Origin of the sequence: Exiguobacterium sp. s163 (genome assembly GCF_018617135.1) — a bacterium.
In the GTDB taxonomy this organism is placed as follows: Bacteria; Bacillota; Bacilli; order Exiguobacteriales; family Exiguobacteriaceae; genus Exiguobacterium; species Exiguobacterium profundum.
This window is the reverse complement of the sequence record NZ_JACSJN010000001.1, coordinates 971,213-995,200: the sequence shown is the minus strand read 5'-3', so window position 1 is coordinate 995,200 and position 23,988 is coordinate 971,213. Positions and strand designations below refer to the sequence as shown.

General features: G+C 48.4%; 29 protein-coding genes. 26 read left to right on the top strand and 3 right to left on the bottom strand.

What is annotated here, in order from left to right; translation table 11 throughout:
- The 3 genes from KNO71_RS05135 to KNO71_RS05125 are packed head-to-tail and all read left to right on the top strand — an operon-like array spanning window position 1 to window position 1,485.
- Window positions 1-501 (top strand): low molecular weight protein arginine phosphatase, encoded by a 501-nt coding sequence (locus KNO71_RS05135; RefSeq protein ID WP_012727381.1) that lies wholly within the window; start codon window positions 1-3, stop codon window positions 499-501.
- Between the two features lie 4 nt (window positions 502-505).
- The gene (gene rpiB, locus KNO71_RS05130; RefSeq protein ID WP_012727380.1) at window positions 506-946 is read left to right on the top strand and encodes a ribose 5-phosphate isomerase B; all 441 of its coding nucleotides are present in this window, start codon (window positions 506-508) and stop codon (window positions 944-946) included.
- 5 nt (window positions 947-951) lie between these two features.
- Window positions 952-1,485 carry a TIGR01440 family protein gene (locus KNO71_RS05125; RefSeq protein WP_201302252.1) on the top strand — a complete coding sequence of 178 codons (534 nt, stop codon included), beginning with the start codon at window positions 952-954 and terminating at the stop codon, window positions 1,483-1,485.
- Window positions 1,486-1,538: 53 nt separating this feature from the next.
- Here KNO71_RS05125 and KNO71_RS05120 read toward each other — a convergent pair whose 3' ends face one another.
- On the bottom strand, window positions 1,539-2,324 hold the full coding sequence (locus KNO71_RS05120) for an alpha/beta hydrolase (protein WP_214686023.1): 786 nt from the start codon (window positions 2,322-2,324) through the stop codon (window positions 1,539-1,541).
- A 131-nt stretch (window positions 2,325-2,455) separates the two neighbouring features.
- Between KNO71_RS05120 and glyA the strand changes: the two genes are divergently transcribed.
- The 22 genes from glyA to mreB all read left to right on the top strand — a co-directional run bounded on the left by glyA (window position 2,456) and on the right by mreB (window position 22,078).
- Entirely contained in the window at window positions 2,456-3,709 is a 1,254-nt protein-coding gene (gene glyA / locus KNO71_RS05115; protein ID WP_214687562.1) for a serine hydroxymethyltransferase, read from the top strand.
- A gap of 4 nt (window positions 3,710-3,713) precedes the next feature.
- Complete coding sequence (locus KNO71_RS05110; RefSeq protein WP_214687560.1) at window positions 3,714-4,661, top strand: hypothetical protein; 948 nt, start codon at window positions 3,714-3,716, stop codon at window positions 4,659-4,661.
- Window positions 4,662-4,761: 100 nt separating this feature from the next.
- Window positions 4,762-5,010: a hypothetical protein gene (locus KNO71_RS05105; protein WP_214686029.1), complete on the top strand. Its 249-nt coding sequence runs from the start codon at window positions 4,762-4,764 to the stop codon at window positions 5,008-5,010.
- 65 nt (window positions 5,011-5,075) lie between these two features.
- Entirely contained in the window at window positions 5,076-5,753 is a 678-nt protein-coding gene (locus KNO71_RS05100; RefSeq protein WP_211782232.1) for a response regulator transcription factor, read from the top strand.
- A 3-nt stretch (window positions 5,754-5,756) separates the two neighbouring features.
- Window positions 5,757-6,992 (top strand): sensor histidine kinase, encoded by a 1,236-nt coding sequence (locus KNO71_RS05095; protein ID WP_214687558.1) that lies wholly within the window; start codon window positions 5,757-5,759, stop codon window positions 6,990-6,992.
- Between the two features lie 108 nt (window positions 6,993-7,100).
- Entirely contained in the window at window positions 7,101-7,799 is a 699-nt protein-coding gene (locus KNO71_RS05090; protein ID WP_078147664.1) for a hypothetical protein, read from the top strand.
- 205 nt (window positions 7,800-8,004) lie between these two features.
- A complete protein-coding gene (locus tag KNO71_RS05085) occupies window positions 8,005-9,216 on the top strand; it encodes a hypothetical protein (protein WP_214687557.1) in 1,212 nt (403 codons plus the stop codon).
- 98 nt (window positions 9,217-9,314) lie between these two features.
- On the top strand, window positions 9,315-9,944 hold the full coding sequence (gene upp / locus KNO71_RS05080; RefSeq protein ID WP_012727364.1) for a uracil phosphoribosyltransferase: 630 nt from the start codon (window positions 9,315-9,317) through the stop codon (window positions 9,942-9,944).
- 664 nt (window positions 9,945-10,608) lie between these two features.
- Entirely contained in the window at window positions 10,609-10,836 is a 228-nt protein-coding gene (locus tag KNO71_RS05075) for a hypothetical protein (RefSeq protein WP_012727363.1), read from the top strand.
- Window positions 10,833-11,240: an ATP synthase subunit I gene (locus tag KNO71_RS05070; protein WP_074035722.1), complete on the top strand. Its 408-nt coding sequence runs from the start codon at window positions 10,833-10,835 to the stop codon at window positions 11,238-11,240. Before KNO71_RS05075 ends, KNO71_RS05070 begins: the two co-directional genes overlap by 4 nt.
- Complete coding sequence (atpB, locus tag KNO71_RS05065) at window positions 11,240-11,977, top strand: F0F1 ATP synthase subunit A (protein ID WP_074035878.1); 738 nt, start codon at window positions 11,240-11,242, stop codon at window positions 11,975-11,977. The genes KNO71_RS05070 and atpB overlap by 1 nt, the downstream gene beginning before the upstream one ends.
- 65 nt (window positions 11,978-12,042) lie before the next feature.
- The gene (gene atpE / locus KNO71_RS05060; protein ID WP_012727360.1) at window positions 12,043-12,264 is read left to right on the top strand and encodes a F0F1 ATP synthase subunit C; all 222 of its coding nucleotides are present in this window, start codon (window positions 12,043-12,045) and stop codon (window positions 12,262-12,264) included.
- A 71-nt stretch (window positions 12,265-12,335) separates the two neighbouring features.
- Window positions 12,336-12,863, top strand: coding sequence for a F0F1 ATP synthase subunit B (atpF, locus tag KNO71_RS05055; protein WP_012727359.1), 528 nt, complete (start codon window positions 12,336-12,338; stop codon window positions 12,861-12,863).
- Window positions 12,863-13,396, top strand: coding sequence for a F0F1 ATP synthase subunit delta (locus KNO71_RS05050; RefSeq protein WP_012727358.1), 534 nt, complete (start codon window positions 12,863-12,865; stop codon window positions 13,394-13,396). The genes atpF and KNO71_RS05050 overlap by 1 nt, the downstream gene beginning before the upstream one ends.
- Before the next feature lie 18 nt (window positions 13,397-13,414).
- On the top strand, window positions 13,415-14,923 hold the full coding sequence (atpA, locus tag KNO71_RS05045) for a F0F1 ATP synthase subunit alpha (protein WP_078147660.1): 1,509 nt from the start codon (window positions 13,415-13,417) through the stop codon (window positions 14,921-14,923).
- A 36-nt stretch (window positions 14,924-14,959) separates the two neighbouring features.
- A complete protein-coding gene (gene atpG, locus KNO71_RS05040) occupies window positions 14,960-15,817 on the top strand; it encodes an ATP synthase F1 subunit gamma (protein WP_074035890.1) in 858 nt (285 codons plus the stop codon).
- A 34-nt stretch (window positions 15,818-15,851) separates the two neighbouring features.
- Entirely contained in the window at window positions 15,852-17,270 is a 1,419-nt protein-coding gene (atpD, locus tag KNO71_RS05035) for a F0F1 ATP synthase subunit beta (RefSeq protein WP_078147659.1), read from the top strand.
- Between the two features lie 28 nt (window positions 17,271-17,298).
- Window positions 17,299-17,709 carry a F0F1 ATP synthase subunit epsilon gene (locus KNO71_RS05030; RefSeq protein ID WP_012727354.1) on the top strand — a complete coding sequence of 137 codons (411 nt, stop codon included), beginning with the start codon at window positions 17,299-17,301 and terminating at the stop codon, window positions 17,707-17,709.
- 149 nt (window positions 17,710-17,858) lie between these two features.
- Window positions 17,859-19,049 (top strand): EAL and HDOD domain-containing protein, encoded by a 1,191-nt coding sequence (locus KNO71_RS05025; RefSeq protein WP_214687556.1) that lies wholly within the window; start codon window positions 17,859-17,861, stop codon window positions 19,047-19,049.
- A 200-nt stretch (window positions 19,050-19,249) separates the two neighbouring features.
- Window positions 19,250-19,468, top strand: coding sequence for a DUF1146 family protein (locus KNO71_RS05020; RefSeq protein ID WP_214687555.1), 219 nt, complete (start codon window positions 19,250-19,252; stop codon window positions 19,466-19,468).
- A 240-nt stretch (window positions 19,469-19,708) separates the two neighbouring features.
- Window positions 19,709-21,010, top strand: a complete 1,302-nt coding sequence (gene murA / locus KNO71_RS05015; protein ID WP_214687554.1) for a UDP-N-acetylglucosamine 1-carboxyvinyltransferase — start codon at window positions 19,709-19,711, stop codon at window positions 21,008-21,010.
- A gap of 81 nt (window positions 21,011-21,091) precedes the next feature.
- Entirely contained in the window at window positions 21,092-22,078 is a 987-nt protein-coding gene (gene mreB, locus KNO71_RS05010; RefSeq protein WP_078147656.1) for a rod shape-determining protein, read from the top strand.
- Window positions 22,079-22,119: 41 nt separating this feature from the next.
- Here mreB and KNO71_RS05005 read toward each other — a convergent pair whose 3' ends face one another.
- Window positions 22,120-22,491, bottom strand: coding sequence for a VOC family protein (locus KNO71_RS05005; protein ID WP_159562969.1), 372 nt, complete (start codon window positions 22,489-22,491; stop codon window positions 22,120-22,122).
- Between the two features lie 13 nt (window positions 22,492-22,504).
- Window positions 22,505-23,011 (bottom strand): hypothetical protein, encoded by a 507-nt coding sequence (locus tag KNO71_RS05000; RefSeq protein ID WP_214687552.1) that lies wholly within the window; start codon window positions 23,009-23,011, stop codon window positions 22,505-22,507.
- Between the two features lie 188 nt (window positions 23,012-23,199).
- Here KNO71_RS05000 and KNO71_RS04995 point away from each other — a divergent pair, with 188 nt between their 5' ends.
- The gene (locus KNO71_RS04995; RefSeq protein ID WP_214687549.1) at window positions 23,200-23,961 is read left to right on the top strand and encodes an SDR family oxidoreductase; all 762 of its coding nucleotides are present in this window, start codon (window positions 23,200-23,202) and stop codon (window positions 23,959-23,961) included.
- Window positions 23,962-23,988: the final 27 nt, after the last annotated feature.

Genomic DNA, 23,988 nt, shown 5'->3' with positions numbered 1-23,988 from the left:
ATGTCAATGAAACGCGTATTATTCATATGTAGTGGCAACACGTGCCGAAGCCCGATGGCGATGGCCTTGCTCCGTTCGAAGATGACCGGGGACGAGTTTGATATTCGCTCAGCCGGTCTACGGACGATGCAAGGATTCGATGCTTCTGAAAATGCACTGCAAGTTCTCAGAGAACGTGGGATTGAGCTCGATCATGTCACCCAGACGTTCGATGAGGTGTTAGGGAATTGGGCGGATATCATCTTGACGATGACACGCGCGCACCGTGAGCAAATTCGGGATACATACCCGGATTTGTCGGAGCGGACGTATACGCTCTATGAATTCGTGACGGGGCTCGAGCGAGACATCAACGACCCGTTTGGTGGTTCGATGAATGTGTATCGCCAAGTGCGAAACGAACTCGAACCACTCGTGAATCGACTTGTGTTAAAATTAACGAATGACGGGTCAAAGGTGACGAAACCACCGAGACGCCTACCAAAGAAGACGGGGGAATGAACGAATGAAAATTGCAATTGGCGCCGATCATGGCGGCTTCAACTTGAAAAAAGAAATCGTAGCCTTGCTTGAGGAACTCGGACATGAGTATAAAGATTTCGGGACGCACTCGGCAGACTCAATCGATTACCCAGACGTGGCCATCCCGGTCGCAGAAGCGGTAGCGGCAGGAGAGTTCGATCGTGGGATTTTGATTTGCGGTACGGGAATCGGAATCGGGATTGCGGCGAACAAAGTCAAAGGGATTCGTGCCGCACTCGTCCATGACTCATTCAGCGCGAAAGCGACACGTCAGCATAACGATTCGAACATCATGACGATGGGCGAGCGTGTCATCGGACCTGGTCTTGCACTCGACTTGGTGACGACGTGGCTCGATACGGACTTTGAAGGCGGTCGCCATTCAAACCGTGTCGACAAGATGAGTGCTTACGAATCGAAGTGAGTCAAATGAAGACGGAACTTCTCGGATTTTTGACGGAGCTTCACGAACGGTTTCCTTTGAATGATGAGCGCATTCTCGTCATCGGATGCTCGACGAGTGAAGTGCTCGGAAAAACGATTGGGAAGGCAGGTTCCATTGATGTCGCAAGCGAATTGATGGAAGCATTCCTTGAATTTAGAAAGAAGACAGGTGTCCATTTGGCGTTTCAAGGGTGTGAGCATATCAATCGTGCCCTCACCGTTGAGCGCCGGACACTCAAACAGTTCGGTCTCACAGAAGTGACGGTCGTCCCGATCCGGTCCGCGGGCGGAGCGATGTCAGAGAAGGCTTATGCCAACTTTGATGAACCATGTGTCGTCGAATCGATTCAAGCAGATGCCGGGATTGATATCGGCTCGACATTGATTGGGATGCATTTGAAACCGGTCGCGATACCGGTTCGGTTATCATCGAAGCATCTCGGAGAGGCGTACGTCACGTTCGCAGTCACGAGACCGAAACTGATTGGTGGGCCACGGGCTCAGTATCCAAATAAATGAAGAAAGCATCGCATTTAGGTTTTTCGACCGAATGCGATGCTTTTTTGTTCAAATTATAAATCTTCTCCAAAAAGATAGGAGATGACCATCGGGAAACGCTCACGCCAGGCGAGCTCGTTGTGAACTCCTTCTTCAATCACTTCGAATCGGATGTGTTCGACCTTGTCTTTTAACAAGTTGTACACGCGTTCGCTCGACTCACGATACATCTCGTTCGTCGGTCCATTTTCGATCGGCTCCTCGACCTCTTTGGCGCCGACGTCCAAGTAAAGACGTTCCACTCCCTTCAAATCGCTCGCCTCAATCAATTGTTCTAGCTCGGTTTGGTTGAACCAAAATGCAGAGGATAGGGAAGCGACGCGTTTGAAGATGTCTGGATACACACAGGCTGCGTACACCGAGATGAGTCCACCCATCGAACTCCCCATCATCGCTGTCGCTTCCGGGATCGTCCGATAGTCGGCATCGATTTGAGGTTTCAATTCCTGCGCGATGTATTCGACATAGGCGGAACCTTGCCCGCCGAGCACGATGTCACGACCGAGCAAGCTCTCCCCGATATAAGGGTTTTCCCATGGTCCATACTCATCGAGGCGTTGTTCGCCTGGTGCACTATCGAGGGCGACGACAATCAAGTCGCGCTTCGAGGCGTCTAAATATTCACCGACGCGCCAACTCATATTGTAGCTCGCATCCTCGTCATTAAAGCAGTTCTGTCCATCGTGCATGTAGAGGACCGGATATCGTTTTTCGGACGTCTCATAGTCGGCAGGTGTGTAAATACGGACCGTTCGTGTCCGTTCGAACGGTGTGATCGTCAGTTCTTTTGTCTCAATCATAAGTGGCCTCCTCACAGTTACATTCCTATTAATGATACCCAACTTTTCATCAGATTATTGCGATACCCAAAAAAACAAGCGTGTGGTACGATGGGGGTGTTGATTTTTAGACATTTAGAGGGGGTATTCACATGGTAAACACGACGAAGTTGAAAGTGCAGGATGCGGAATTGTTTGAGGCAATGCAACACGAGCTCGGTCGTCAGCGCGACAACATCGAACTCATCGCTTCAGAAAACTTTGTTTCAGAAGCGGTCATGGAAGCGCAAGGTGGAGTATTGACGAACAAATATGCCGAAGGATATCCAGGACGCCGTTACTACGGTGGCTGTGAGTTTGTCGACGTCGCTGAGAACTTGGCGCGTGACCGTGCGAAAGAATTGTTCGGTGCAGAACATGCGAACGTACAACCACACTCGGGTGCACAAGCGAACATGGCGGTCTACTTCACGGTGCTTGAAGCAGGAGATACGGTTCTCGGAATGAACCTGTCTCATGGTGGTCACTTGACGCACGGGAGTCCGGTCAACTTCTCAGGTGTGCAATATAACTTCGTCGAATACGGTGTAGACAAAGAGACAGAACACATCGATTATGACGTCGTCGCTGCACTTGCGAAAGAACATAAGCCGAAATTGATTGTCGCGGGAGCGTCAGCATACCCACGTACGATCGACTTCGCGAAGTTCCGTGAGATCGCGGACAGTGTCGATGCTTATCTTATGGTCGATATGGCGCACATCGCTGGACTCGTGGCAGCAGGTCTGCATCCGAACCCGGTCGAACATGCGCATTTCGTCACGACGACGACGCATAAAACGCTTCGTGGACCACGTGGCGGAATGATTCTTTGTAAAGAAGAGTTCGCCAAAGCGATCGACAAGTCGATTTTCCCAGGGATTCAAGGTGGACCACTCATGCACGTCATCGCGGCAAAAGCGGTCGCGTTCGGTGAGGCACTCCAACCGGAATTCAAAGATTACCAACGTCAAGTCATTGCGAATGCACAAGCACTTGCGGCAGGCCTTGAAGAAGAGGGACTTCGAATCGTATCGGGCGGAACGGACAATCACCTCTTGCTCGTTGACCTTCGAGGAATCGAGATCACAGGTAAAGCGGCTGAGCATGCACTAGATGCAGCGGGAATCACGGTCAATAAAAACACGATCCCATTCGACCCGGCATCACCGTTTGTCACAAGCGGAATCCGTCTCGGAACGGCTGCGATGACGACTCGTGGTTTCAAAGAAGCGGATATGAAAGAAGTGGCACGTCTCATCGGGCGTGTGCTCAAACAACATGAAGACGAGGCGGTAATCGCGGAAGCACTTCAAGACGTGCGATCGTTAACGGCGAAGTTCCCGCTTTACCCTGAACGAGGCTGAGTCAATGGATATTCGGACACTAGCAGAACGAGAGCTATCCGAACTTCCATTGTTCGATATGACAGAATGGTTGGCTCGTAAAGGGGAATACGATCCGTCTTTCCGTCTTGTCGCCAGTGAGTTCGGTGTCATCACGACGCTCCTCGACCATGGCTATTATGAAGAAGCGAGTGAACGAATCGTGCCGCTCCTCGGGATGAAAGTGCCTGCTGCTTTCCATCGACTAGGTCTTGCGCTAGAAGTAAAGGCGAACGGAAAAAAAGCGGCCAAGCGCCGCTTTCGTTCGTTCTCGTCGGCTGTCATCCAACATTCGGATTTAGCCGAATGGCGACAGGCGTTCAAGTTCGATAAGAAATGGCTCGGACTCCCGCTTGTCGTTGGTCTTGCAGCTGTAGCGCTCGTATTTTGGCCAGATTCCGAACCGCCGGTCGTCACGCCGGACGAACCGGACGAAGTCGTTGTCGAGACGGTGACAGAAGAAGAAGCGCTCGCGGAACGTCTTGAAGAACTCGAGGCAGAAGTCGCCCGACTCGAAAAAGAGAATGAGAAACTTCAAGATTCGGACGAACAGAAGCCAGAGGAATCGACTGAAGAAGCACCGGACACCTCAACGGATGTCGTACCGCTGGCTGAGGTAGAATCACTCGTCCAAGGCAAACAGTATGAAAAAGCCGACCGCCTATTAGACGGGAACGCGAAAGTCGGACAAGAACAAGCAGTTGGATTTTATCGACTTCTTGTCGACAATAAGTTAGGACAAGCAGACATTGCGGACTATGCGGCTTATCTCGAGTCGTATCCGGAATCCGGTTATAAGGCGGATGTCCTTTGGATGAAAGGGATTGCCGAGAAAAAAGCGAATGACCCGGCTTATCGTGAAACATTGACGACCGTTTCAGAGATGGAAGGGACGTATTGGGCACCGATTGCGAAGTCCGTGCTCGAAGAGTAAGGTGCTACATGAGTAGCGCCTTTTCTCATGAAATTCTAATGAAGTACACCACGATTTCTCGTTTTCCTGTCGTATGATTTGAGGTAGGAGGGATGCGTGTATGAAACGTGTAATGAAAACCATTGGAACAACTTTATTGGCGATCGGACTTATGGGAATCGGACTTGCCGGATTTTTATTCTTCACTTCACCTGGACAAGCTAGCCTGTCGCAACTATCGCTAGCGGCGCTGCAAGTCGAACAGCAGATGGAACAAGTCGATACGAAGTGGGATGAATGGGAAGATGATTTAGAAAGACGAATCGAGCAAGCCATTCCGGAAGGCGTTCGTCTGTTTTTTGCGGATTGAATTCGGGAAATGAATAACAGTACGTCGAGCGAACCGCTCGGCGTTTTTTCAAAGGAGTGAGCAGGATGCAGACGATTCTCGTCGTAGAAGATGATTCGAAGATTGCGCGATTACTAGAGTTGGAATTGAAGCATGCGGGATATGCGGTCATGGTGGCGACAGACGGTCGTACCGGTTTGGAACGAGCTCTCGCTGACGATGTCGACCTCGTGTTGCTTGACGTGATGTTACCTCAAATGAGTGGACTCGAGGTGGTCCGTCGTCTGAAAGAAGAGCGACCTTTGTTACCCGTTCTGATGGTGACGGCCCGTGGCGATCGATACGATAAAGTGAGTGGACTCGATCTTGGCGCAGATGATTACATCACAAAACCATTTGAAATAGAAGAAGTGCTCGCACGGATTCGGGCATTTTTACGAATGCGCCAGCTTGTTCGTCAAGACCATTCCGAACAGGTGTTGACATATGAGACATTGACTGTCGACGTGAATCGTCATGAAGTATATTGTGACGGAAAGAAAGTAGAGTTGACTCGACGTGAGTTTGACTTGTTGGTTTTCTTTTTAGAGAATCCGGAGCGAGTTTTGACGCGTGACCAACTCGTCGAACACGTGTGGGGATTCGACTATTATGGGGATACGAACGTCGTGGACGTGTATGTCCGATACGTCAGGAAAAAATTGACCGGCTCTTGGATTCAAACGGTTCGCGGTGTCGGCTATATGTTGAAGCGTGGTGAGTGACCGATGCTACGAACAAAGATTGCGTGGGCGATGACAGGGTTTATGCTGTTGCTTCTTCTCGTCTCCTTTGGCGTGACCTGGTTCGTCGCCAGACAGGAAATTGTCGATTCGCGTTTTGACGTGTTACTGCAGGCGTTGAATCTCTTGGAAGAAGATGTCCGGAATAGCGATGCGGTATTGTCGCTTCATGAGGACAGTGTCGTGTTAGAACGTCAAGAAAACGGCGAATGGGGAATCATCGCAGGAGAAGTGCTAGACGGAACGACGTTTCCCATCAATTACGGGGAACCGGCCCTCATCGATGATTGGTTTGTGGTCGCGACGACGGATGGACTAGCGTTCGGCTTTCAGGATCGAGATGTGAGCAATACGATTCAAGCGCTCGCAACCATTTTTCTCGTCATGTTCTTCCTTGCCGTTCTCTTGACGTTCCTCGGGACGTGGTGGATTTTACGTCAAGGTCTGTCACCGTTACGCCGATTGACAGAAACGATGGAACGGATCACGGAGTCCGGTAAGTTAGAGACAATCGAAGTGGCTGACCGAAAGGATGAAGTGACGACTCTTTCGGACGGATTTAATCATATGATCGAGCGAGTCGAAGGGACGATGGAGCAACAACGTCGTTTCGTCGCCGATGTTTCACATGAACTCAAGACACCGTTGACCGTCATCGAGGGCTATGCGAAGTTATTGCAACGGTGGGGACAAGAAGATGTGAGTGTACGTGCCGAAGCGATTGACCATATTTTAACGGAGTCGCGTCAAATGCGACATGATTTGATTGAACCGATGCTCGAATTGAATCGATTTGCTGCACTCGAACAGGTAGAGCGAGAAGAAATCGATTTAGCTGAACTTGGGGAATCAATAGGGGAACGTTTTTTGCGGTCGCACGGCGTCCATTTACCTATTGAAGCTACAGGAAGCTGGTTTGGTCATCGTGAGTCGTTACAGCGGATTCTTGTCATCCTATTAGACAATAGTTTGAAGTATGCGGAAGAGACGAGCCTTCATTTGAAGAGTGATCGAATTGAGGTACGTGATCGAGGACCCGTTCTAACGGATGATGTGAGGAATCGGCTGTTCGATCGATTCTACCGATTAGATGAAGCGCGCGATCGCAGTGGGAGCGGTCTTGGTCTCGCGATTGCGAAAGAAGTGGCGGACTTGAATGAGTGGACGATAGGAAGTAGATCGAATCATCCGGATGGCAGTATATTTTTCCTGACTCGATGATGAATATTTCGCATTTTCTCATCAACTTCTAATGAAGCCTTAAATATGCTCTCACGGAAGAGGCTTATGATGAAAATAAGAAGAACACATCATGAGGAGGAAACAAACATGAAACGCATCGGTTGGATTATCGGCGCATTATTAGCTGTCATGGCAATTGTTGGAATTGGATTTTACGTAAACGGGAATCAGACGGATACGGTCATTGTTCCACAAGCAATCAATCAAGCGAGTGACGATCGATCAACGGACAACCCAGATGACCCTGCTACATCGGATGGCTCAAGTAGCGCATCAGATGATTCGTCAGCAGCGCGAGTGGGAGATGGAGACGACTATAAACTATACGGGACGCTCGTGAAGTTATCGAAAGAAGATGTCACCATCAGCTTCAACGGAAAAGAGTCGACATACCCTTTAGCGGCGACACATGAAATCGATGACGATACACCGCAAGTGGGTGACCGGGTAAAACTCGAATTGAACCGAGATGATGAAGTGAAGGAAGTGGACCGTGAGAGTGGTGATGATGATGCGTATATTTACGGCACGCTCGTCAAACTCACAAATCAAGAAGTCACGATTAAGATCGATGGGAAAGACAACGTATATCCACTTGCCGCACGTTCTGAAATCGATGATGACACCCCGCGTGTCGGCGACTTTGTCAAACTTGAACTAAATCAAGATGGGGCGGTCATTGAAGTCGACCGTGAATCGGAGGACGACCAGAATGAACAAGATGATTCTTCGCAGGACGACTCATCTCAAGATGACTCACCTGAAGATGAGCGAGAAAACGACTGATGGTGTAACGAAAAGGACTAATCTTTTGATGGATTAGTTCTTTTTTTTGTGGCTAGACGTTGAGGCATAAAATGGATTGGACCGCTTTTATCAAATCATCAGAAACGTAATAATTCTGAAATCATCACAAAAATAGGTTATATGTTATGATGTACAAGAAAAATTTAGGTGGTTTCCACCTAATTGGGAATGAGGAGGGACATCAATGCGTACGTATTGGGGAATCTTACTCAGTTGTATCTTGTTGAGTGGATGTGGTGCCGAGACGTTGAACGCAATCGAATTACGTCCTTTGTCTTCCTATCGAGTCGAGCAAGATCCTGAGATACTATTAACGAAACAAACACAAGAGAAACTGCTTACATACTGTGAGCATCGTCCGACAGATGTCTTGCCCGAGCGACGAGCCATGGTGGCGGAAGTGACGTTTCATCATCCGCTCTATGAAGTACTCGGCTCCAAAACAGTGAAATATTTTGCAGCGGGAGATGAACGGTACCTCACTTGTGCGAACAGCAATGAGTTGATGGAGCGAACATTTGCTGTGGAGCCCATTCAAGCGTATGAAGCGCTTGAGCCAGAGCGGTTTCAAGAGTCGAACGTAGTTTCGACGATTGAGTTTGAGCGTATCGACGAACTTAAAGCGGTGACCAGTACGTTCAACTTGAACGAGACGCATGAAGAAGTGATATCCGATTCAGTTTTTCGTTATAAGACGCCAGATACGGGGGCAATCTATGTGACGTTCGAGACGATTCGAAACGGACGCACACTTGACCCAATCATTGAACCAAAACTATACCCGTTTCAAAGCGGAGAAAATGAAGGGTATGTCTTCTTGACGAGGCGGGCCGATGATCGTCTCACCCTACAAATCGGAGAGGCGTCCTCGCTCAAACAACTCGTCCTACCGAATATATATGAGGCTCCTTATATGAAAGTCGATCCGAAAGAAGAGATTTCACTAAAGGGAAATCATCGCGAACTCATGAAACGCATCATCTTATCGGACCGACCGATTGAAGGGGATGTGGCTGAAGAGACGTCGTTATCGTTATCGAAAACATATGGAACGGTCCTTGAAATTTGGGGACATGTCCGCCGTCCTGTGACAAACAAGATGTCCACGCGCCCCGCCGAAGGGGAAACGCGCTTGGCCGTTTTTGAATCGGATCAAGATACAATCTGGCTAGACGGACCAAAAACGCAAGAGTTGTTTGACGCCTTGTCTCATATTCAGCCGCATGAAAAAACGTCTACAGCTGTCAAAATCGGAGACTTGCATCTGTATGAAGAATTGACCGAGCAATCCTTTGACGTATGGAAAACGGAAACAGAACTCTATTTAGTCGATCAACACACATCACAATCGTATGAACTTCCGGGCAATGATTATTTCCAGGTCATTCAACCATAAGTCGCGTCTGACCTTTGATAAAATAGAAGTTGGCTCTACCCATCTCAACAGAGTTAGGGTACAATGCTCGAGAGAGAATGAGAGAGGAGTGAAGCAAGATGGGAAAAGTACATGTTTATGACCATCCTTTGATTCAGCACAAAATGACGATTATGCGTAAAGTAGAGACGGGGACGAAGCAGTTCCGTGAACTCGTCGACGAAGTTTCTTCACTTATGGCATACGAAATCACGCGCAGCCTACCCCTAACAGACGTAGAAATCGAGACACCGGTCTCTGTTTCCACTCAAAAGATGATTGCCGGCAAGAAATTGGGAATCGTCCCTATTTTACGTGCAGGACTTGGTATGGTGGATGGGTTCCTCAAAATGATGCCGAACGTAAAAGTCGGTCATATCGGTCTTTACCGTGATCCGGAAACGCTTGAGCCACACGAATACTACTTGAAACTTCCGACAGACGTCACAGAACGCGACTTTATCGTCGTTGACCCGATGCTCGCGACTGGTGGTTCTGCTGTTGATGCAATCGCATCACTCAAGAAACATGGAGCGAAGTCAATCAAGTTGGCATGCCTCTGTGCAGCACCAGAAGGCGTAGAACGTGTACAAGCAGAACATCCGGATGTAGAGATTTATCTTGCTGCACTCGATGAAAAATTAAATGACCACGGTTATATCGTTCCTGGACTTGGGGATGCGGGTGACCGTTTGTTTGGTACGAAGTAATGACTTAAAAGCGAGAATCGCCTGTGCGATTTTCGCTTTTTTTGACGAATGACACGAAAAATATTTATCATTTACAGATGTCACAAAATAGACACAAAACGAGAGCGAGAAGAATGACGAACGAGGATGGAATATATCTATTCTTTCTTATTTAAATAGAATTCTGCTATTTCGGATAGGTAACCAGTGGTGAGGAAGCGATTTTGAACCGGATGAGATTCCTCACAAAAAAATGGGCGAAATCGCTCGACATGGTAAAAACATCCTCGGTATACTGATACAGGACGTTGAAAACGATTTCAAAATGAAGTCAACCGACGTTTCGTAATTCTTTGTGAACGTAAGCGTTTACCGATTGAATTTTCCAAAACGTGGGGGTATAACTGAACTATTCTTCATCTGATTCCGTTTGTGAAATGTTATAAAGTCAACATTTTTATTTCAACGTTTCTTCACACTTTCTTTAAAAAGTGCCTCGATCGTTTAGTTTGTGAAGTGCGTAAAACTATTGATACGACTTGATTTAAAGCGCTTTTATAATTGTGAAATTCATTGACTTCTTATGCCATTTCTATTACTCTGAACTTGTGTGACTTTTGATGGTCACGCGAGTGTGAATTCGTAAAGAATAAGGAAGCACGTGAGACTCGAAAGGGGGGGTTGGATGGCGAAAAAAGACAATCGTTATCTATCCTATGCCTCGCTCGCTTCACAAATCTCGACAGCACTTGCTGGACCGATTGTCATCGGTTATCTCGTCGGACAGTACGGCGAAAGACGTGAATTTTGGGGCACGTTTGGTTGGAATGTGTCGATTATCCTTGGACTCGTGTTCGGGGTTACGGCGCTAGTTCTCACCCTTCGGAGTTTATTGACAGGAGAGGACGAATGAATACGATTCAAGCAGACAGAAAAGCACAAAAAGAGTTGATGAAGCGTTATACGAAATGGTTTACCATATGGTTTGCAATTTTGTTAGTTGGCGCCTTCATCGTCCCGATGTACAAAGCCGTTTTTCTCGGATTGTTCATCGGTGGGGTCGGAAGTCTCATCATTCTACATATGCAGAATCGAAGTGTCATACGCATGTATGACGTCATCGAACATGGACGACGACCAAAGTCGCACGGGACCGTTTCAAGAATGGCGGTCGGTGCGTTAGCAGTGATAGTCGGTCTTCTCTACGAGGATCGAGTGTCCGTCATCGCGGTGGTAACTGGTCTAATCGCCGGCCACATCATACAATTTGGCGAGTTTACACTTGCCCAGCTCAGCAGGAAAAGAGGTGAATATTAATGGGTCATGAGTTTCCCACATATTCTCTGCACTTTGGGGACTATACGTTATACGGGAGCTGGACGAACGTCATTACAGTGTTAATAGCAGCGTTACTCGTCTTCGTATTCGCCATCTGGGGAACAAGACGTTTAGCTATGAAGCCGACTGGCAAACAAAACTTCATGGAATTCTTCGCGGAGTTCGTGCGTGGAATCATCGCAAGTGCGATGGACTGGAAGACAGGAGGACGCTTTATCGGATTTGGGATGACGTTGATTTTGTTCATTCTCTTCTCAAACTTGATGGGTCTACCGTTTAACGTCATTTCCGGACACTATCTGTGGTTCAACTCACCGACGGCCGATCCTTACGTAACCTTGGCGTTGTCGACACTCGTCGTTGCAATGTCGCACTATTACGGGGTGAAGCTACACGGGTTCAAGCACTATTCAGCGGAATTCGTAAAACCAGTCTGGTTCTTGCTTCCGATCAAATTGATCGAGGAGTTTGCGAACACGTTGACACTCGGTTTGCGTCTATACGGTAACATCTTTGCCGGTGAAATCATGATTACCATCATCTTGGGACTCGCGATTACAGCCGAAGGCGCACTCAACCCGCTCGGTGCAATCTTTGCGGTCTTCCCAATGATTCTATGGCAAGGTTTCTCAATCTTTATCGGGGTTATCCAATCCTACATTTTCCTGACGCTTGCAATGGTGTACATCGGGCACAAAGCTTCGGCCGAACATTGATTCGGACATCTCGCCAAAGCGTTACAATCAAATTATTTACTTAACTTTTAGGAGGAATATACACAATGGAACAACTTAATCTTCTCGCAACAGCACTTGTTATCGGACTTGGAGCACTCGCAGCTGGTATCGGTAACGGTTTGATCGTATACGGAACAGTACAAGGACAAGCACGTCAACCAGAACTCAAAAACGAACTTCGTCAAACAATGTTCATCGGTATCGGTTTGGTTGAGGCCCTCCCGATCATCGGTGTGGCTGTCGGTTTCCTTCTCCTCAACTCTTGATTCCGAGTTAACGAGAATAGCATGAGAGGGAGCACGTCTCCCTCACTTATTTAGTCAAGAGGAGGGTATGCATGGATACGATGATGATTGCAGCTGGTGCTGGCGGCGAAGGCCTCCGCATTCTGGATATGATCTTTACAATTTTCACATTCCTCGTACTCTTGGCCCTGTTGAAGAAATTTGCTTGGGGACCACTCCTTGGAATGATGAGACAGCGTGAAGAGTATGTAGCGAACGAAATTGAACTCGCTGAAAAGAGCCGCAAAGATGCGGAGCATTATGTCGTTGAACAACGTGACGCACTCAGTGCAGCACGTACTGAGTCAAAAGAAATGCTCGACGCAAGCCGTCGACAAGCAGAAGCAGAACAAGCACGCTTGGTGGAGCAGGCGCGTTTGGAAGCCGAACAAATTAAAATCGAGGCAGAGAAAGCGATTGAGCGTGAGCGTGAGCTTGCGAAACAATCTCTTCAAACGGAAGTCGTCACACAGGCGCTTTCGGCAGCACGCCACGTCCTTCAATCAGACCTTAAAGGCGATGAAGCGAAACAACGTGCCCTCGTCACAGACTTCCTGTCTAAAGCGAAAGGTGCGAACTGATGAACGCATCACTAGCAAAACGCTATGCCAAAGCGCTCTTCGACTTAGCGCGGGAACAAGGCACGCTCGACCAAGTCGAAGCGGAAGTGCGTCTGCTCGATGAAGTGCTCCACGCGACTCCTGAACTCATGGATCTCTTAACGAATCCGGCAGTCAGTGACAGCGAGCTTGCACAGCTTTTAAAAGACAGCTTTGGTGATATGACGGCGATTGTCGTGAACACACTTCTCGTCATGGTCGAAAACGACCGTGCGGCAGAGGTTCGCGCATTACCACGTTACGTCCGCGAATTGATCAACGACTATCGTGGAATTGCAGAGGGTATTGTCACAAGCGCCTACCCATTGTCGGCAACAGACTTGAAAGACGTCGAACTCGTCTTCGGACAGAAGCTCGGGAAGACGCTCCAATTGAAGAACGTCGTCGATGAAGAAGTCATCGGTGGACTCCGTGTCCAAGTCGGATACACGACGTACGATGATACGATTGAAACGAAATTGACACGCCTTGAGCGTGAATTGTTGAATGCGTAAGAAATAGGGGTGAATTCAATGACAATCAAAGCTGAAGAAATCAGCGCCCTGCTAAAAGAACGAATCGCTTCGTACGGTTCTGAAATCGAAGTCAGCGAGACAGGTACAGTCATTCAAGTAGGTGACGGTATCGCTCGTGCACACGGACTCGATAACGTTATGGCGGGGGAACTCGTAGAGTTCTCTAACGGCGTAATGGGCTTGGCGCAAAACTTAGAAGAAGGTAACGTCGGGATTATCATCCTTGGCGATTACAAAGGGATCAAAGAAGGCGACTCTGTCAAACGTACAGGTCGCATCATGGAAGTACCAGTCGGTGAGGCGCTCCTCGGACGTGTCGTCAACCCACTCGGACAACCAATCGATGGTCTTGGACCAATCGTGACTGACAACTATAACCCGATCGAGCGTAAAGCTTACGGCGTTATGGCTCGTAAATCGGTTCACGAACCACTTCAAACAGGAATTAAGGCGATTGACGCCCTCGTTCCAATCGGTCGTGGTCAGCGTGAGCTCATCATCGGTGACCGTCAGACAGGTAAAACATCTGTTGCCATCGATGCGATCATCAACCAAAAAGAAGAGAACATGATTTGTATCTACGTTGCAATCGGTCAGAAAGAATCGACTGTACGTGGCGTAGTAGAGACGCTTCGTCAAAACGGCGCGCTCGACTATACAATTGTCGTTTCGGCATCGGCATCACAGCCGGCACCACTTCTTTACCTCGCGCCATTCGCTGGGGTATCGATGGGTGAGTACTTCATGGACCGCGGACAACACGTCCTCGTTGTTTATGATGACCTTTCGAAACAAGCGGCAGCTTACCGTGAGCTCTCGCTCCTTCTCCGTCGTCCTCCAGGCCGCGAAGCCTACCCAGGGGATGTCTTCTACCTCCACTCACGCCTTCTTGAGCGTGCAGCGAAGTTGAACGACGAACTCGGTGGTGGTTCATTGACAGCACTTCCGTTCATCGAGACACAAGCATCGGATATCTCAGCATATATTCCGACAAACGTTATCTCGATCACAGACGGTCAGATCTTCCTTCAGTCGGACCTCTTCTTCTCTGGGGTACGCCCAGCGATCAACGCCGGTCTCTCGGTATCGCGTGTTGGTGGTTCGGCTCAGGTGAAAGCGATGAAGAAAGTTGCTGGTACACTTCGTCTTGACCTCGCGTCTTACCGTGAGCTCGAAGCGTTCGCTCAGTTCGGATCAGATCTCGACAAAGCGACACAATCGAAGTTGAACCGTGGTCAGCGTACGGTTGAAGTCTTGAAACAAGACTTGAACGCACCGCTTTCTGTAGACAAGCAAGTCATCATCATCTACGCACTCACGAAAGGTCATCTCGATGACATCCCAGTCACAGACATCCGTCGTTTCGAAACAGAAATGAACGCATGGCTCGACCAAAACCGTAAAGACCTCTGCCGTGAAATCCGTCAAACAGGAAACCTTCCTTCAGACGAGGCAATGGTCGACGCAATTACGGAATTCAAAAAGACGTTCTCGCCATCGGTTTAATCCGGTGACGAGCGTCTATTAAGGTGGTGAATCGAAATGGCATCATTACGTGAGATCCAGATGCGGATCACCTCGACCCAAAGCACGAAGCAAATCACGAAAGCGATGAACATGGTGTCGGCATCGAAGTTGAACCGGGCCCAAGGGAACAACGCCAACTTCAAGCCGTACATGGACAAGTTGCAAGAAGTCATCTCGTCGATCGCCGGTGGTACATCAGGCGCGACACACCCGATGCTTCAAGTACGTCCCGTCAAACGGACTGGTTATATCGTCATTACGTCAGATCGCGGACTCGCAGGTGGATACAACGCCAGCGTCTTGCGTGACGTGTACCGTGAACTCAAAGACAAGCACACATCAACAGATGAGTACCGTCTTTACGTAATCGGAAAAGTCGGCGTCCAGTTCTTCAAGTCACGCAACATTCCGGTGTATAGCGCGATGACAGGGCTAAACGACCAACCAACTTTTGTTGAAGTCGCAGAAATCGTCAAGCAGACGGTTGGTGCCTTCAGCGAGAGCGAGATTGATGAATTGAAGCTTTGCTACAACTCGTTCATCTCGGTCATCAGCCAAGAAGTGAAGATTCAACAATTGCTCCCGCTCGGGGATATCGAACAGTCCGCATCCAATGTGATGTATGAATACGAACCAGAAGAAGAAACGATCTTAGCGGCGCTCCTCCCACGTTATGCGGAAGGACTCATCTATGGTGCATTGCTCGACGCGAAAGTATCAGAGCACGCAGCACGGATGACGGCGATGTCGAGTGCGACAGACAACGCGGATGAACTCATTCGCGGACTCAAGCTCAAATTCAACCGCGCGCGTCAAGCAGCGATCACACAAGAAATCACAGAGATTGTCGGAGGTGCGTCGGCGCTTGAATAAGCGCACGCTCTCTAGATTGTAGGAGGCTAACACGATGAACGAATACGGCATGAAAGGCCGCGTAGTCGCAGTCATGGGCCCAGTTATCGACGTTAAGTTCGACAACCACTTACCGAACATCTACAACGCTCTCAAAGTCACACACGTGGCAGCGACAGCAGACGATGTTAGTGTCGACTTGACGCTTGAAGTAGCTGTTCACCTTGGTGACGACACGGTCCGTACGATTGCGATGGACTCAACTGACGGCGTTCGCCGCGGTATGGAAGTACTTGACTTAGGATCACCGATTTCGGTACCAGTTGGAGAAATGACACTTGGACGTGTCTTCAACGTTCTCGGTAATCCAATCGATGATAAAGAAGTGGCAGCTGACGTGCTTCGTGCACCGATTCACCGTCAAGCGCCAACATTTGACGAATTGTCAACGAAAGTTGAAATCCTTGAAACAGGGATCAAAGTCGTCGACCTTCTCGCACCATACATCAAAGGTGGTAAAATCGGCCTCTTCGGTGGTGCCGGTGTAGGGAAGACCGTCCTCATCCAGGAACTCATCAACAACATCGCGCAAGAGCACAGCGGGATTTCTGTATTCGCAGGAGTCGGTGAGCGTACGCGTGAAGGAAATGACTTGTTCCACGAGATGACGGACTCAGGCGTTATCAAGCAAACAGCGATGGTCTTCGGTCAAATGAACGAACCACCTGGTGCACGTCTCCGTGTTGCCTTGACTGGTTTGACAATGGCAGAATACTTCCGTGACGAGCAAGGACAAGACGTTCTTCTCTTCGTTGATAACATCTTCCGTTTCACACAAGCAGGTTCTGAGGTTTCGGCCCTTCTCGGACGTATGCCATCGGCGGTAGGTTACCAGCCGACACTTGCGACAGAAATGGGTATGCTTCAAGAGCGAATCACATCGACTGCAAAAGGATCGGTTACTTCGATTCAAGCGGTTTATGTACCAGCCGATGACTATACGGACCCGGCTCCGGCAACAACGTTCGCCCACCTTGATGCCACAACAAACCTTGAGCGTCGTCTTTCGGAGATGGGGATTTACCCAGCCGTTGACCCACTCGCATCGACTTCACGCGCCCTCTCTCCTGAAATCGTAGGAAAAGATCACTATGAAGTCGCACGTAACGTTCAACAGACGCTTCAGCGTTACAAAGAACTTCAAGACATCATCGCCATCCTCGGGATGGATGAGTTGTCTGAAGACGACAAACTCACGGTTCACCGTGCACGTCGTATTCAGTTCTTCTTATCACAAAACTTCCACGTGGCTGAGCAGTTCACGGGCCAAAAAGGTTCATACGTGCCAGTCAAAGAGACAGTACGCGGATTCAAAGAGATCCTCGAAGGTAAACACGACGATCTTCCTGAAGATGCATTCCGTCTCGTCGGTCCAATCGAAGACGTCATCGAAAAAGCGAAGACGTTGGTCTAAGACCTACGCGGAAGGGGGAAACTAGACGATGAATACTGTTCACGTCAACGTCGTCACCCCGGATGGTGCAGCCTTTGAAGGAGACGCACGAATGGTCATCGCCAAATCGGTCACTGGTGAGCTCGGTATCTTACCGAAGCACATCCCGATGGTGACGCCACTCGACGTCTCAGTTCTCAAGCTGCGCCACGAAGATGGTGGACGCACGCTGATCGCAATCAGCGGCGGTTTCATGGAAGTTCGTCCCGACACGGTGACGATCTTAGCTGAAACAGCCGAAATGGCGGATAAGATTGACTATGACCGCGCTTCTGCGGCGAAGGTTCGTGCCGAGCGTCGTCTTCAAGACACGAAGCTCTCGGAACTCGAATTCCGTCGTGCGGAACTTGCGCTCAAAAAAGCGATCAACCGCTTAAGCATTCGCGATATGAAAGAATAAGAATGACTCTCACACGAAAGTGTGGGAGTTTTTGTTGTTTTTTGAAAAAAATGGGTCTTTTGTCGTGCTTCTAATTGATGGGACTAGTAAAAAATATATGGGAGAAGACCGATAATAAAGGTGGGAACTATCGTAAAGGAGATTAGGGAATGAAAGTTTACGTTGCGCGACAACCAATTTTTGACCAACAGTTACGCGTTTGCGGCTACGAATTGTTATATCGCCGCAGCGAAAATAATATTTTTGAGAATGTAGATGATTCGTTGGCAACGGCTGACGTCATTCATAACGCTTACCTTGTGTTCAATTTTCGGGAATTGACAGAAGGGACGCGTGCGTTCATCAACTTCCCTCAAACGTTGATTGAAGGGGAAGTGCCTTCGTTGCTACCGCGTCAATCGCTCGTCGTCGAAGTGCTCGAACATGTCGAACCGACGGAAAAGCTATTACAGTCTCTCCGCTCTTTGAGACGTCAAGGTTATACGATTGCATTGGATGATTTCGTATTTGAAGAGAAGTATCGCCCATTGATTGGACTCGCCGACATCATCAAAATTGACTATCAAGCGACCCCGGTAGACCAGCAGCAAAAATTGATTGATGCGCTCGGACACCGAATCGAATTTTTGGCGGAAAAAATCGAGACACCCGCAGAGTACGAGATTGCGAAACGACTCGGATATAAGATGTTCCAAGGATACTTCTTTAGTCGTCCCATCGTGGAGCACGGGGCCGAAGTCCATCCGTTGCGTCACACGCTCATTGAAATGTTAAAAGAACTCGATCGTCCGGAACCGAGCTTCCGACGGATTTCAGCGCAAATTGAGCGAAGTGTCGACTTATCCTATAAGATGCTCCGTACGGTCAATACGGTGTATCAAAAAGGTCGACATACCATTCAATCCATCGAGCAAGCCGTCGCACGAATCGGACTAGATGAGTTGAAACGATGGTCGTATTTGATGCTCTTACGGGAGATGCAGACCTCTGAATCGAAAGAACTAATCAAACAGAGTGTCATCCGCGGGAAAATGATGGAGTTGATTGCGGAGGATACATTGACAGATGTATTACCGTTTGATGCATTCATTACAGGAATCTTCTCATCACTCGACGTCATTCTCGATGAGGCGATGCAAACGTTGATTGCAGAGCTTCCGGTGGCGCTCCCTGTAAAGGCAGCGTTACTCGGTGAACAGAATGGTTTGCGAAAGTTGTTAGAGGATGTGATCGCCTACGAACAGTTGACGATTCCACTCCATAACACAGATTCGGATTGGTCTCAATATTACGTCGAAGCGATTCGATGGTCTCGTAGCCTTGACGAGTCGATTGAATAATGTTTGAAATATGTGAGGGGCGTCAATTACTGTAGTAAAGCCTTACTGCTGATGATGTCCCTTTTGGTGTGCTTGTAGAAAAAGTGAGTTGATCGAATGGTTCAAACCGCTCGAAGCTTAAGACCCTAAGTCTTTTTTTCTCTAACATGTCATGATATGATTGAAAATGGTACGAATTTTAGAAAAGAGGGGAATCGTCGATGGTCAATACCGTATTTTCGCTAGCGATTTATATCATAGCGATCTACGTTGCTTGGTGGGCACTCTTACCCGTCAAATGGGACAAGGTGCTCAATCAAGTGAGGAGTCCGCAAGCTGCTGTCTTGCGCGTCCTCGTAGCGGTTGTCTTCGGTTCGCTGATTGCCCAGTTCTTTTTGGAGTATATTCGACTGGCGCAGGCGCTCGCACCTATGCAGTAGTCGCAGAATATTTAACAAACTGTAATCCTGCTGTAACGACTCCTATATGATTATCATGTAGGATAAATTCGTCTGACATGATGTTTTTCATTCAGTTTGCACTTATTTATTATTCAATTTGATTGTGAATGAAAACCCATCACGTTTTACAAACCATTCAAATAATCGACATCATCACATCCGGAATCGGATATCGACGCACTATATAAAAAACAATGAAGTTGGAGGACAAAGAGAGATATGAAGGATTTGATCGTAGTCCGTGGAGGACGTAAACTGTCAGGTACTGTGCGTGTTGAGGGAGCAAAGAACGCCGTACTCAAAACATTGGTTGCCACTCTATTAGCTAGCGAAGGAAAATCAATCTTACAAAACGTACCACGTCTTGCTGACGTGTACACGATTAACAAAGTACTTCGTCACCTCGGTGCAGAGGTATCGTTCAATGAAGAAAAGAATGAAGTAACTGTCGATGCGTCGGGCGACATCAAAGATGAAGCACCGCTTGAATACGTGCGGAAGATGCGTGCTTCAATCCTCGTCATGGGACCTCTTCTTGCCCGTCTCGGTCACGCTCGTGTAGCGATGCCAGGCGGATGCTCAATCGGATCACGTCCGATTGACCTCCACTTAAAAGGATTCGAAGCGATGGGTGCGAAAACGGTCATCGGAAACGGATTCGTGGAAGCTTCTGTAGAAGGCCGTCTCCAAGGCGCTAAAATCTACTTGGACTTCCCATCTGTTGGTGCGACAGAGAACATCATGATGGCAGCTGTGCTCGCAGAGGGTACGACCATCATCGAGAACGTTGCAAAAGAACCTGAGATCGTCGACCTTGCGAACTTCTTAAACGGAATGGGCGCACACGTTCGCGGGGCAGGTACAGAAACAATCCGCATCGAAGGTGTCGAAACACTTCGCGGTGCAGAACACTCGATTATTCCAGACCGCATCGAAGCAGGTACGTTTCTCGTCGCAGGGGCGATTACAGGTAGTGACATCGAAGTCATCGGTGCAGAACGTGAGCACCTTCGTCCATTGATTTCAAAAATGGAAGAGATGGGTGTCCACTTCGAGGATACGGCAGAAGGCATGCGTGTCACGGCACCAGATGAATTGAAGCCGGTTGATGTGAAGACGATGCCACACCCGGGATTCCCGACAGACATGCAGTCACAAATGATGGCACTCGTCTTGAAAGCGGGCGGTACATCTGTCATCACGGAAACGGTGTTTGAGAATCGCTTTATGCACGTCGAAGAGTTCCGTCGTATGAACGCAGACATTAAGATTGAAGGACGTTCGGCAATCATCAAAGGTGGCGTACGCCTTCAAGGAGCGGAAGTTGTCGCAACGGACCTTCGTGCCGGAGCAGCACTTATTCTAGCAGGTCTCATCGCGGAAGAAGAAACACGCGTTGGAGATTTATATCATATCGACCGTGGATACGTTGACTTCCACAAGAAACTTCAAGCACTCGGTGCTGACATCGAGCGTATTGAAGGAACTGTCGAAGTAGCTGAAGAAATGGTTCAGAACTAAGAAACGAGCACGAATGAGAGGGCGAGGAGAGACTCTTCTCGCTCTTTTCAATGAAGAAACGAACGGAGGAACCTATACATCATGTTTTCAAAAGATATCGGGATTGATTTAGGGACAGCAAACGTTGTCATTCACGTCAAAGGGAAAGGAATCGTCTTAGACGAACCTTCAGTCGTTGCGATAAAACGCTCTACAGGAAAAGTACTAGCAGTCGGTGCAGAAGCGTATGAGATGGTTGGTCGTACACCTGGTGATATCGTGGCAATCCGTCCTCTCCGTGACGGAGTCATCGCCGATTTCGCCACAACAGAAGAAATGCTCCGTCACTTCATCGAGAAAATTCAAGTCCGAGGCTTCTTCGGAGGCATTCGCATGCTGATTTGTACACCTGCGAACGTCACGCCGGTTGAAGCAAAAGCCATTCGTGAAGCTGCTGAGAAAGCAGGCGCGAAAGAAGTCTTCCTCGCCGTCGAACCAAAAGCTGCGGCAGTCGGTTCAGGCATGGATATTTGGAAGCCGGTCGGTCACATGATCATTGACATCGGTGGTGGGACGACCGACGTCGCTATTTTATCAATGGGAGACATCGTCTGCGGTGAGACGATCAAGATTGCAGGGGATCGCTTCGATACGGACATCCTTCGTGCCATCAAAGAGAAGCACAAGCTGATCATCGGAGAACGTACGGCTGAACAAATCAAGAAAGAAATCGCGACGGTCTTCCCAGGAGGGCGTAACGAATCGATGGATATTCGTGGACGTGACATGGTACGTGGATTGCCTCGTACGGTGACCATTACGTCAGAAGAACTTCGCGAAGCGATGGCTGAATCAGCTAATGAAATCGTCGAAGCAGCGAAGCGTGTCCTTGAACAGACACCACCAGAACTTGCAGCGGATATCATCGACCGCGGAATCATCATGACAGGTGGGGGATCACTCCTTCACGGTCTTGACCAACTCGTCGCAGAGCGTGTCATGTTGCCGGTCATGATGGCCGAGGAGCCGACACTCAGTGTCGCGCACGGAACGGGAATCATGCTCGAAAACTTAGATCGATTGAAATAAACAGACAAGCGACCGCGTGCGGTCGCTTGTTTTTTGTATATTCAACTCAATATTTCGGAGACGAGTGCCAACACGTTGCCTTCAGAATCTTTGAAGAAACTCATCCACGTTTCTGTCGTCCCCATTTTTGCCACACAGTGTGGTTCATCAATGAAAGTCACTCCTGCATTTTTCAACTGAGCATAAGCATCATCGATGGATGCGATACTCAAATAGAGAATTGGACTTGATTTTGCAAAAACATCATTCTCTGGAGGGGACAACATGAGGCGAACGCCCCCACAGTCGAAAAATGCGAGCAATCCTGCTTGAAAGAGAAAGGGTACCTCAAGCGTGTCTCGATAGAATTGAACGGCACGGTCTAACTCTTTGACAGGGATGTAGATTTGTTTGATTTGTTGAATGAGGCTCATGGGATTCATCCTTTCAATATGTATTTGAAACAGGAAGGGGTAACTCTGATTCAAGTTGACGTTGGAGACGGTTGGTAAGTCCTGTTGGGTGAGACATTAAGCCGATAGAAATATGTAATGGGAATAGGGTATGTAAGTCGCCAGGATAATATGAGCCATCTCGAGGTAACGTATGATTGACAATCCGAGAGACTCCTGAGGAATGGTCAATGTGTAAGACGATTGGAGCAGATATTCCGGTCCCTCGCTCAAGTTGTTGATGGTTAGGATAATATTCTTGTAGAAGCACCCATACATACACTTCCTGTCGAGTCGTACTCGTCCCGAGGATTTGATAGCTGGCATAAACATCCCCACCAAAATGAGGAGACATGACTTGAGTTGTCAAGTATCGCTCCAACACGTTCTGATTGACGTCGACGGATTGGGTAAGCGTGACAAATGATTCATCCGTCAAGGCAGCATAGAGCAAAGCACTCAATATCCATGTACAAAATGTCGTTATGATCAACTTTTTCAAATAAGCGCCTCCCAATACCGATGTGATGAATCATATATGTTCATCATATCTAAAGAGGATACGAATATATAGGTCATTCGTGGGAAAAATTGTATATAATGAAATCATTAATCAATGTGAGGGGAATCATAATGGCGCCGATTCACTAATAGACTGAACAGAATAATCAAATAGAATCGGAGGACATCATGAACAAACCACTTACACTCATTACGGGCGTCAGCCGCCATCAAGGCATCGGAGCTGCGATTGCACGAAAACTAGCACATGAAGGGCACAACCTTTATTTGACACACTGGAGTCCGTTTGACGCGACCGACGGAATCGGGGAAGAGAGAGACTTCATCGAACGATTCGTTCAAGAGTTGACCGAACAGGGTGCCCGTGTCGAACATGAGGCGTATGACCTAGCCTCGGGTGACGAAGTCGGGCTACTTAATCGGATTGAAGCCAAGCTCGGGATTCCGAGCAGGCTAATCCATAACGCGACCTATGAGCGACATGTCAACGTTGAGAACTTTACAACCGACGTATTGAGAAAACATTACCTGGTGAATAACGAAGGGACACTCGGACTCACCTTTGCGTTTATTGAACGCTATAAACAAGCGGGACATCAAGATGGGCGAATCCTGTTCTTCGTATCGGGGGGACCGGATGCGAATAACCTGGCCTACATCGCAACGAAAGGTGCATTGATTGCCATCACACCTGCGTTGGCGAATGGATTAGGAGAATACGGCATTTCGGTGAATGCTCTCGATCCGGGACCGACGGATACGGGTTGGATCAATGACGAACTTCGCGAACACTTACTACCATTATTTCCTTATAAGCGAATGGGGACGCCTGAAGATACGGCTCGCTTCGTCGCTTTCTTGATGGGCCCAGACGGCGCATGGGTGAATGGCCAACATCTTCACGTTGACGGAGGGTTTACTGGGCGCTAATAGAGAACGTTCGATGGATACAATAAA

Coding starts and splice junctions, on each gene's coding strand:
- rpiB (WP_012727380.1), top strand. CDS start 506: ATGAAAATTGCAATTGGCGCCGATCATGGCGGCTTCAACTTGAAAAAA.
- KNO71_RS05025 (WP_214687556.1), top strand. CDS start 17,859: ATGAAAGTTTACGTTGCGCGACAACCAATTTTTGACCAACAGTTACGC.
- KNO71_RS05100 (WP_211782232.1), top strand. CDS start 5,076: ATGCAGACGATTCTCGTCGTAGAAGATGATTCGAAGATTGCGCGATTA.
- KNO71_RS05090 (WP_078147664.1), top strand. CDS start 7,101: ATGAAACGCATCGGTTGGATTATCGGCGCATTATTAGCTGTCATGGCA.
- KNO71_RS05050 (WP_012727358.1), top strand. CDS start 12,863: ATGAACGCATCACTAGCAAAACGCTATGCCAAAGCGCTCTTCGACTTA.
- atpD (WP_078147659.1), top strand. CDS start 15,852: ATGAACGAATACGGCATGAAAGGCCGCGTAGTCGCAGTCATGGGCCCA.
- atpF (WP_012727359.1), top strand. CDS start 12,336: ATGGATACGATGATGATTGCAGCTGGTGCTGGCGGCGAAGGCCTCCGC.
- KNO71_RS05105 (WP_214686029.1), top strand. CDS start 4,762: ATGAAACGTGTAATGAAAACCATTGGAACAACTTTATTGGCGATCGGA.
- KNO71_RS05070 (WP_074035722.1), top strand. CDS start 10,833: ATGAATACGATTCAAGCAGACAGAAAAGCACAAAAAGAGTTGATGAAG.
- atpB (WP_074035878.1), top strand. CDS start 11,240: ATGGGTCATGAGTTTCCCACATATTCTCTGCACTTTGGGGACTATACG.
- KNO71_RS05075 (WP_012727363.1), top strand. CDS start 10,609: ATGGCGAAAAAAGACAATCGTTATCTATCCTATGCCTCGCTCGCTTCA.
- KNO71_RS05110 (WP_214687560.1), top strand. CDS start 3,714: ATGGATATTCGGACACTAGCAGAACGAGAGCTATCCGAACTTCCATTG.
- KNO71_RS05030 (WP_012727354.1), top strand. CDS start 17,299: ATGAATACTGTTCACGTCAACGTCGTCACCCCGGATGGTGCAGCCTTT.
- KNO71_RS05095 (WP_214687558.1), top strand. CDS start 5,757: ATGCTACGAACAAAGATTGCGTGGGCGATGACAGGGTTTATGCTGTTG.
- murA (WP_214687554.1), top strand. CDS start 19,709: ATGAAGGATTTGATCGTAGTCCGTGGAGGACGTAAACTGTCAGGTACT.
- atpG (WP_074035890.1), top strand. CDS start 14,960: ATGGCATCATTACGTGAGATCCAGATGCGGATCACCTCGACCCAAAGC.
- KNO71_RS05125 (WP_201302252.1), top strand. CDS start 952: ATGAAGACGGAACTTCTCGGATTTTTGACGGAGCTTCACGAACGGTTT.
- mreB (WP_078147656.1), top strand. CDS start 21,092: ATGTTTTCAAAAGATATCGGGATTGATTTAGGGACAGCAAACGTTGTC.
- KNO71_RS05135 (WP_012727381.1), top strand. CDS start 1: ATGTCAATGAAACGCGTATTATTCATATGTAGTGGCAACACGTGCCGA.
- atpA (WP_078147660.1), top strand. CDS start 13,415: ATGACAATCAAAGCTGAAGAAATCAGCGCCCTGCTAAAAGAACGAATC.
- KNO71_RS05120 (WP_214686023.1), bottom strand. CDS start 2,324: ATGATTGAGACAAAAGAACTGACGATCACACCGTTCGAACGGACACGA.
- atpE (WP_012727360.1), top strand. CDS start 12,043: ATGGAACAACTTAATCTTCTCGCAACAGCACTTGTTATCGGACTTGGA.
- upp (WP_012727364.1), top strand. CDS start 9,315: ATGGGAAAAGTACATGTTTATGACCATCCTTTGATTCAGCACAAAATG.
- KNO71_RS05085 (WP_214687557.1), top strand. CDS start 8,005: ATGCGTACGTATTGGGGAATCTTACTCAGTTGTATCTTGTTGAGTGGA.
- glyA (WP_214687562.1), top strand. CDS start 2,456: ATGGTAAACACGACGAAGTTGAAAGTGCAGGATGCGGAATTGTTTGAG.
- KNO71_RS04995 (WP_214687549.1), top strand. CDS start 23,200: ATGAACAAACCACTTACACTCATTACGGGCGTCAGCCGCCATCAAGGC.
- KNO71_RS05005 (WP_159562969.1), bottom strand. CDS start 22,491: ATGAGCCTCATTCAACAAATCAAACAAATCTACATCCCTGTCAAAGAG.
- KNO71_RS05020 (WP_214687555.1), top strand. CDS start 19,250: ATGGTCAATACCGTATTTTCGCTAGCGATTTATATCATAGCGATCTAC.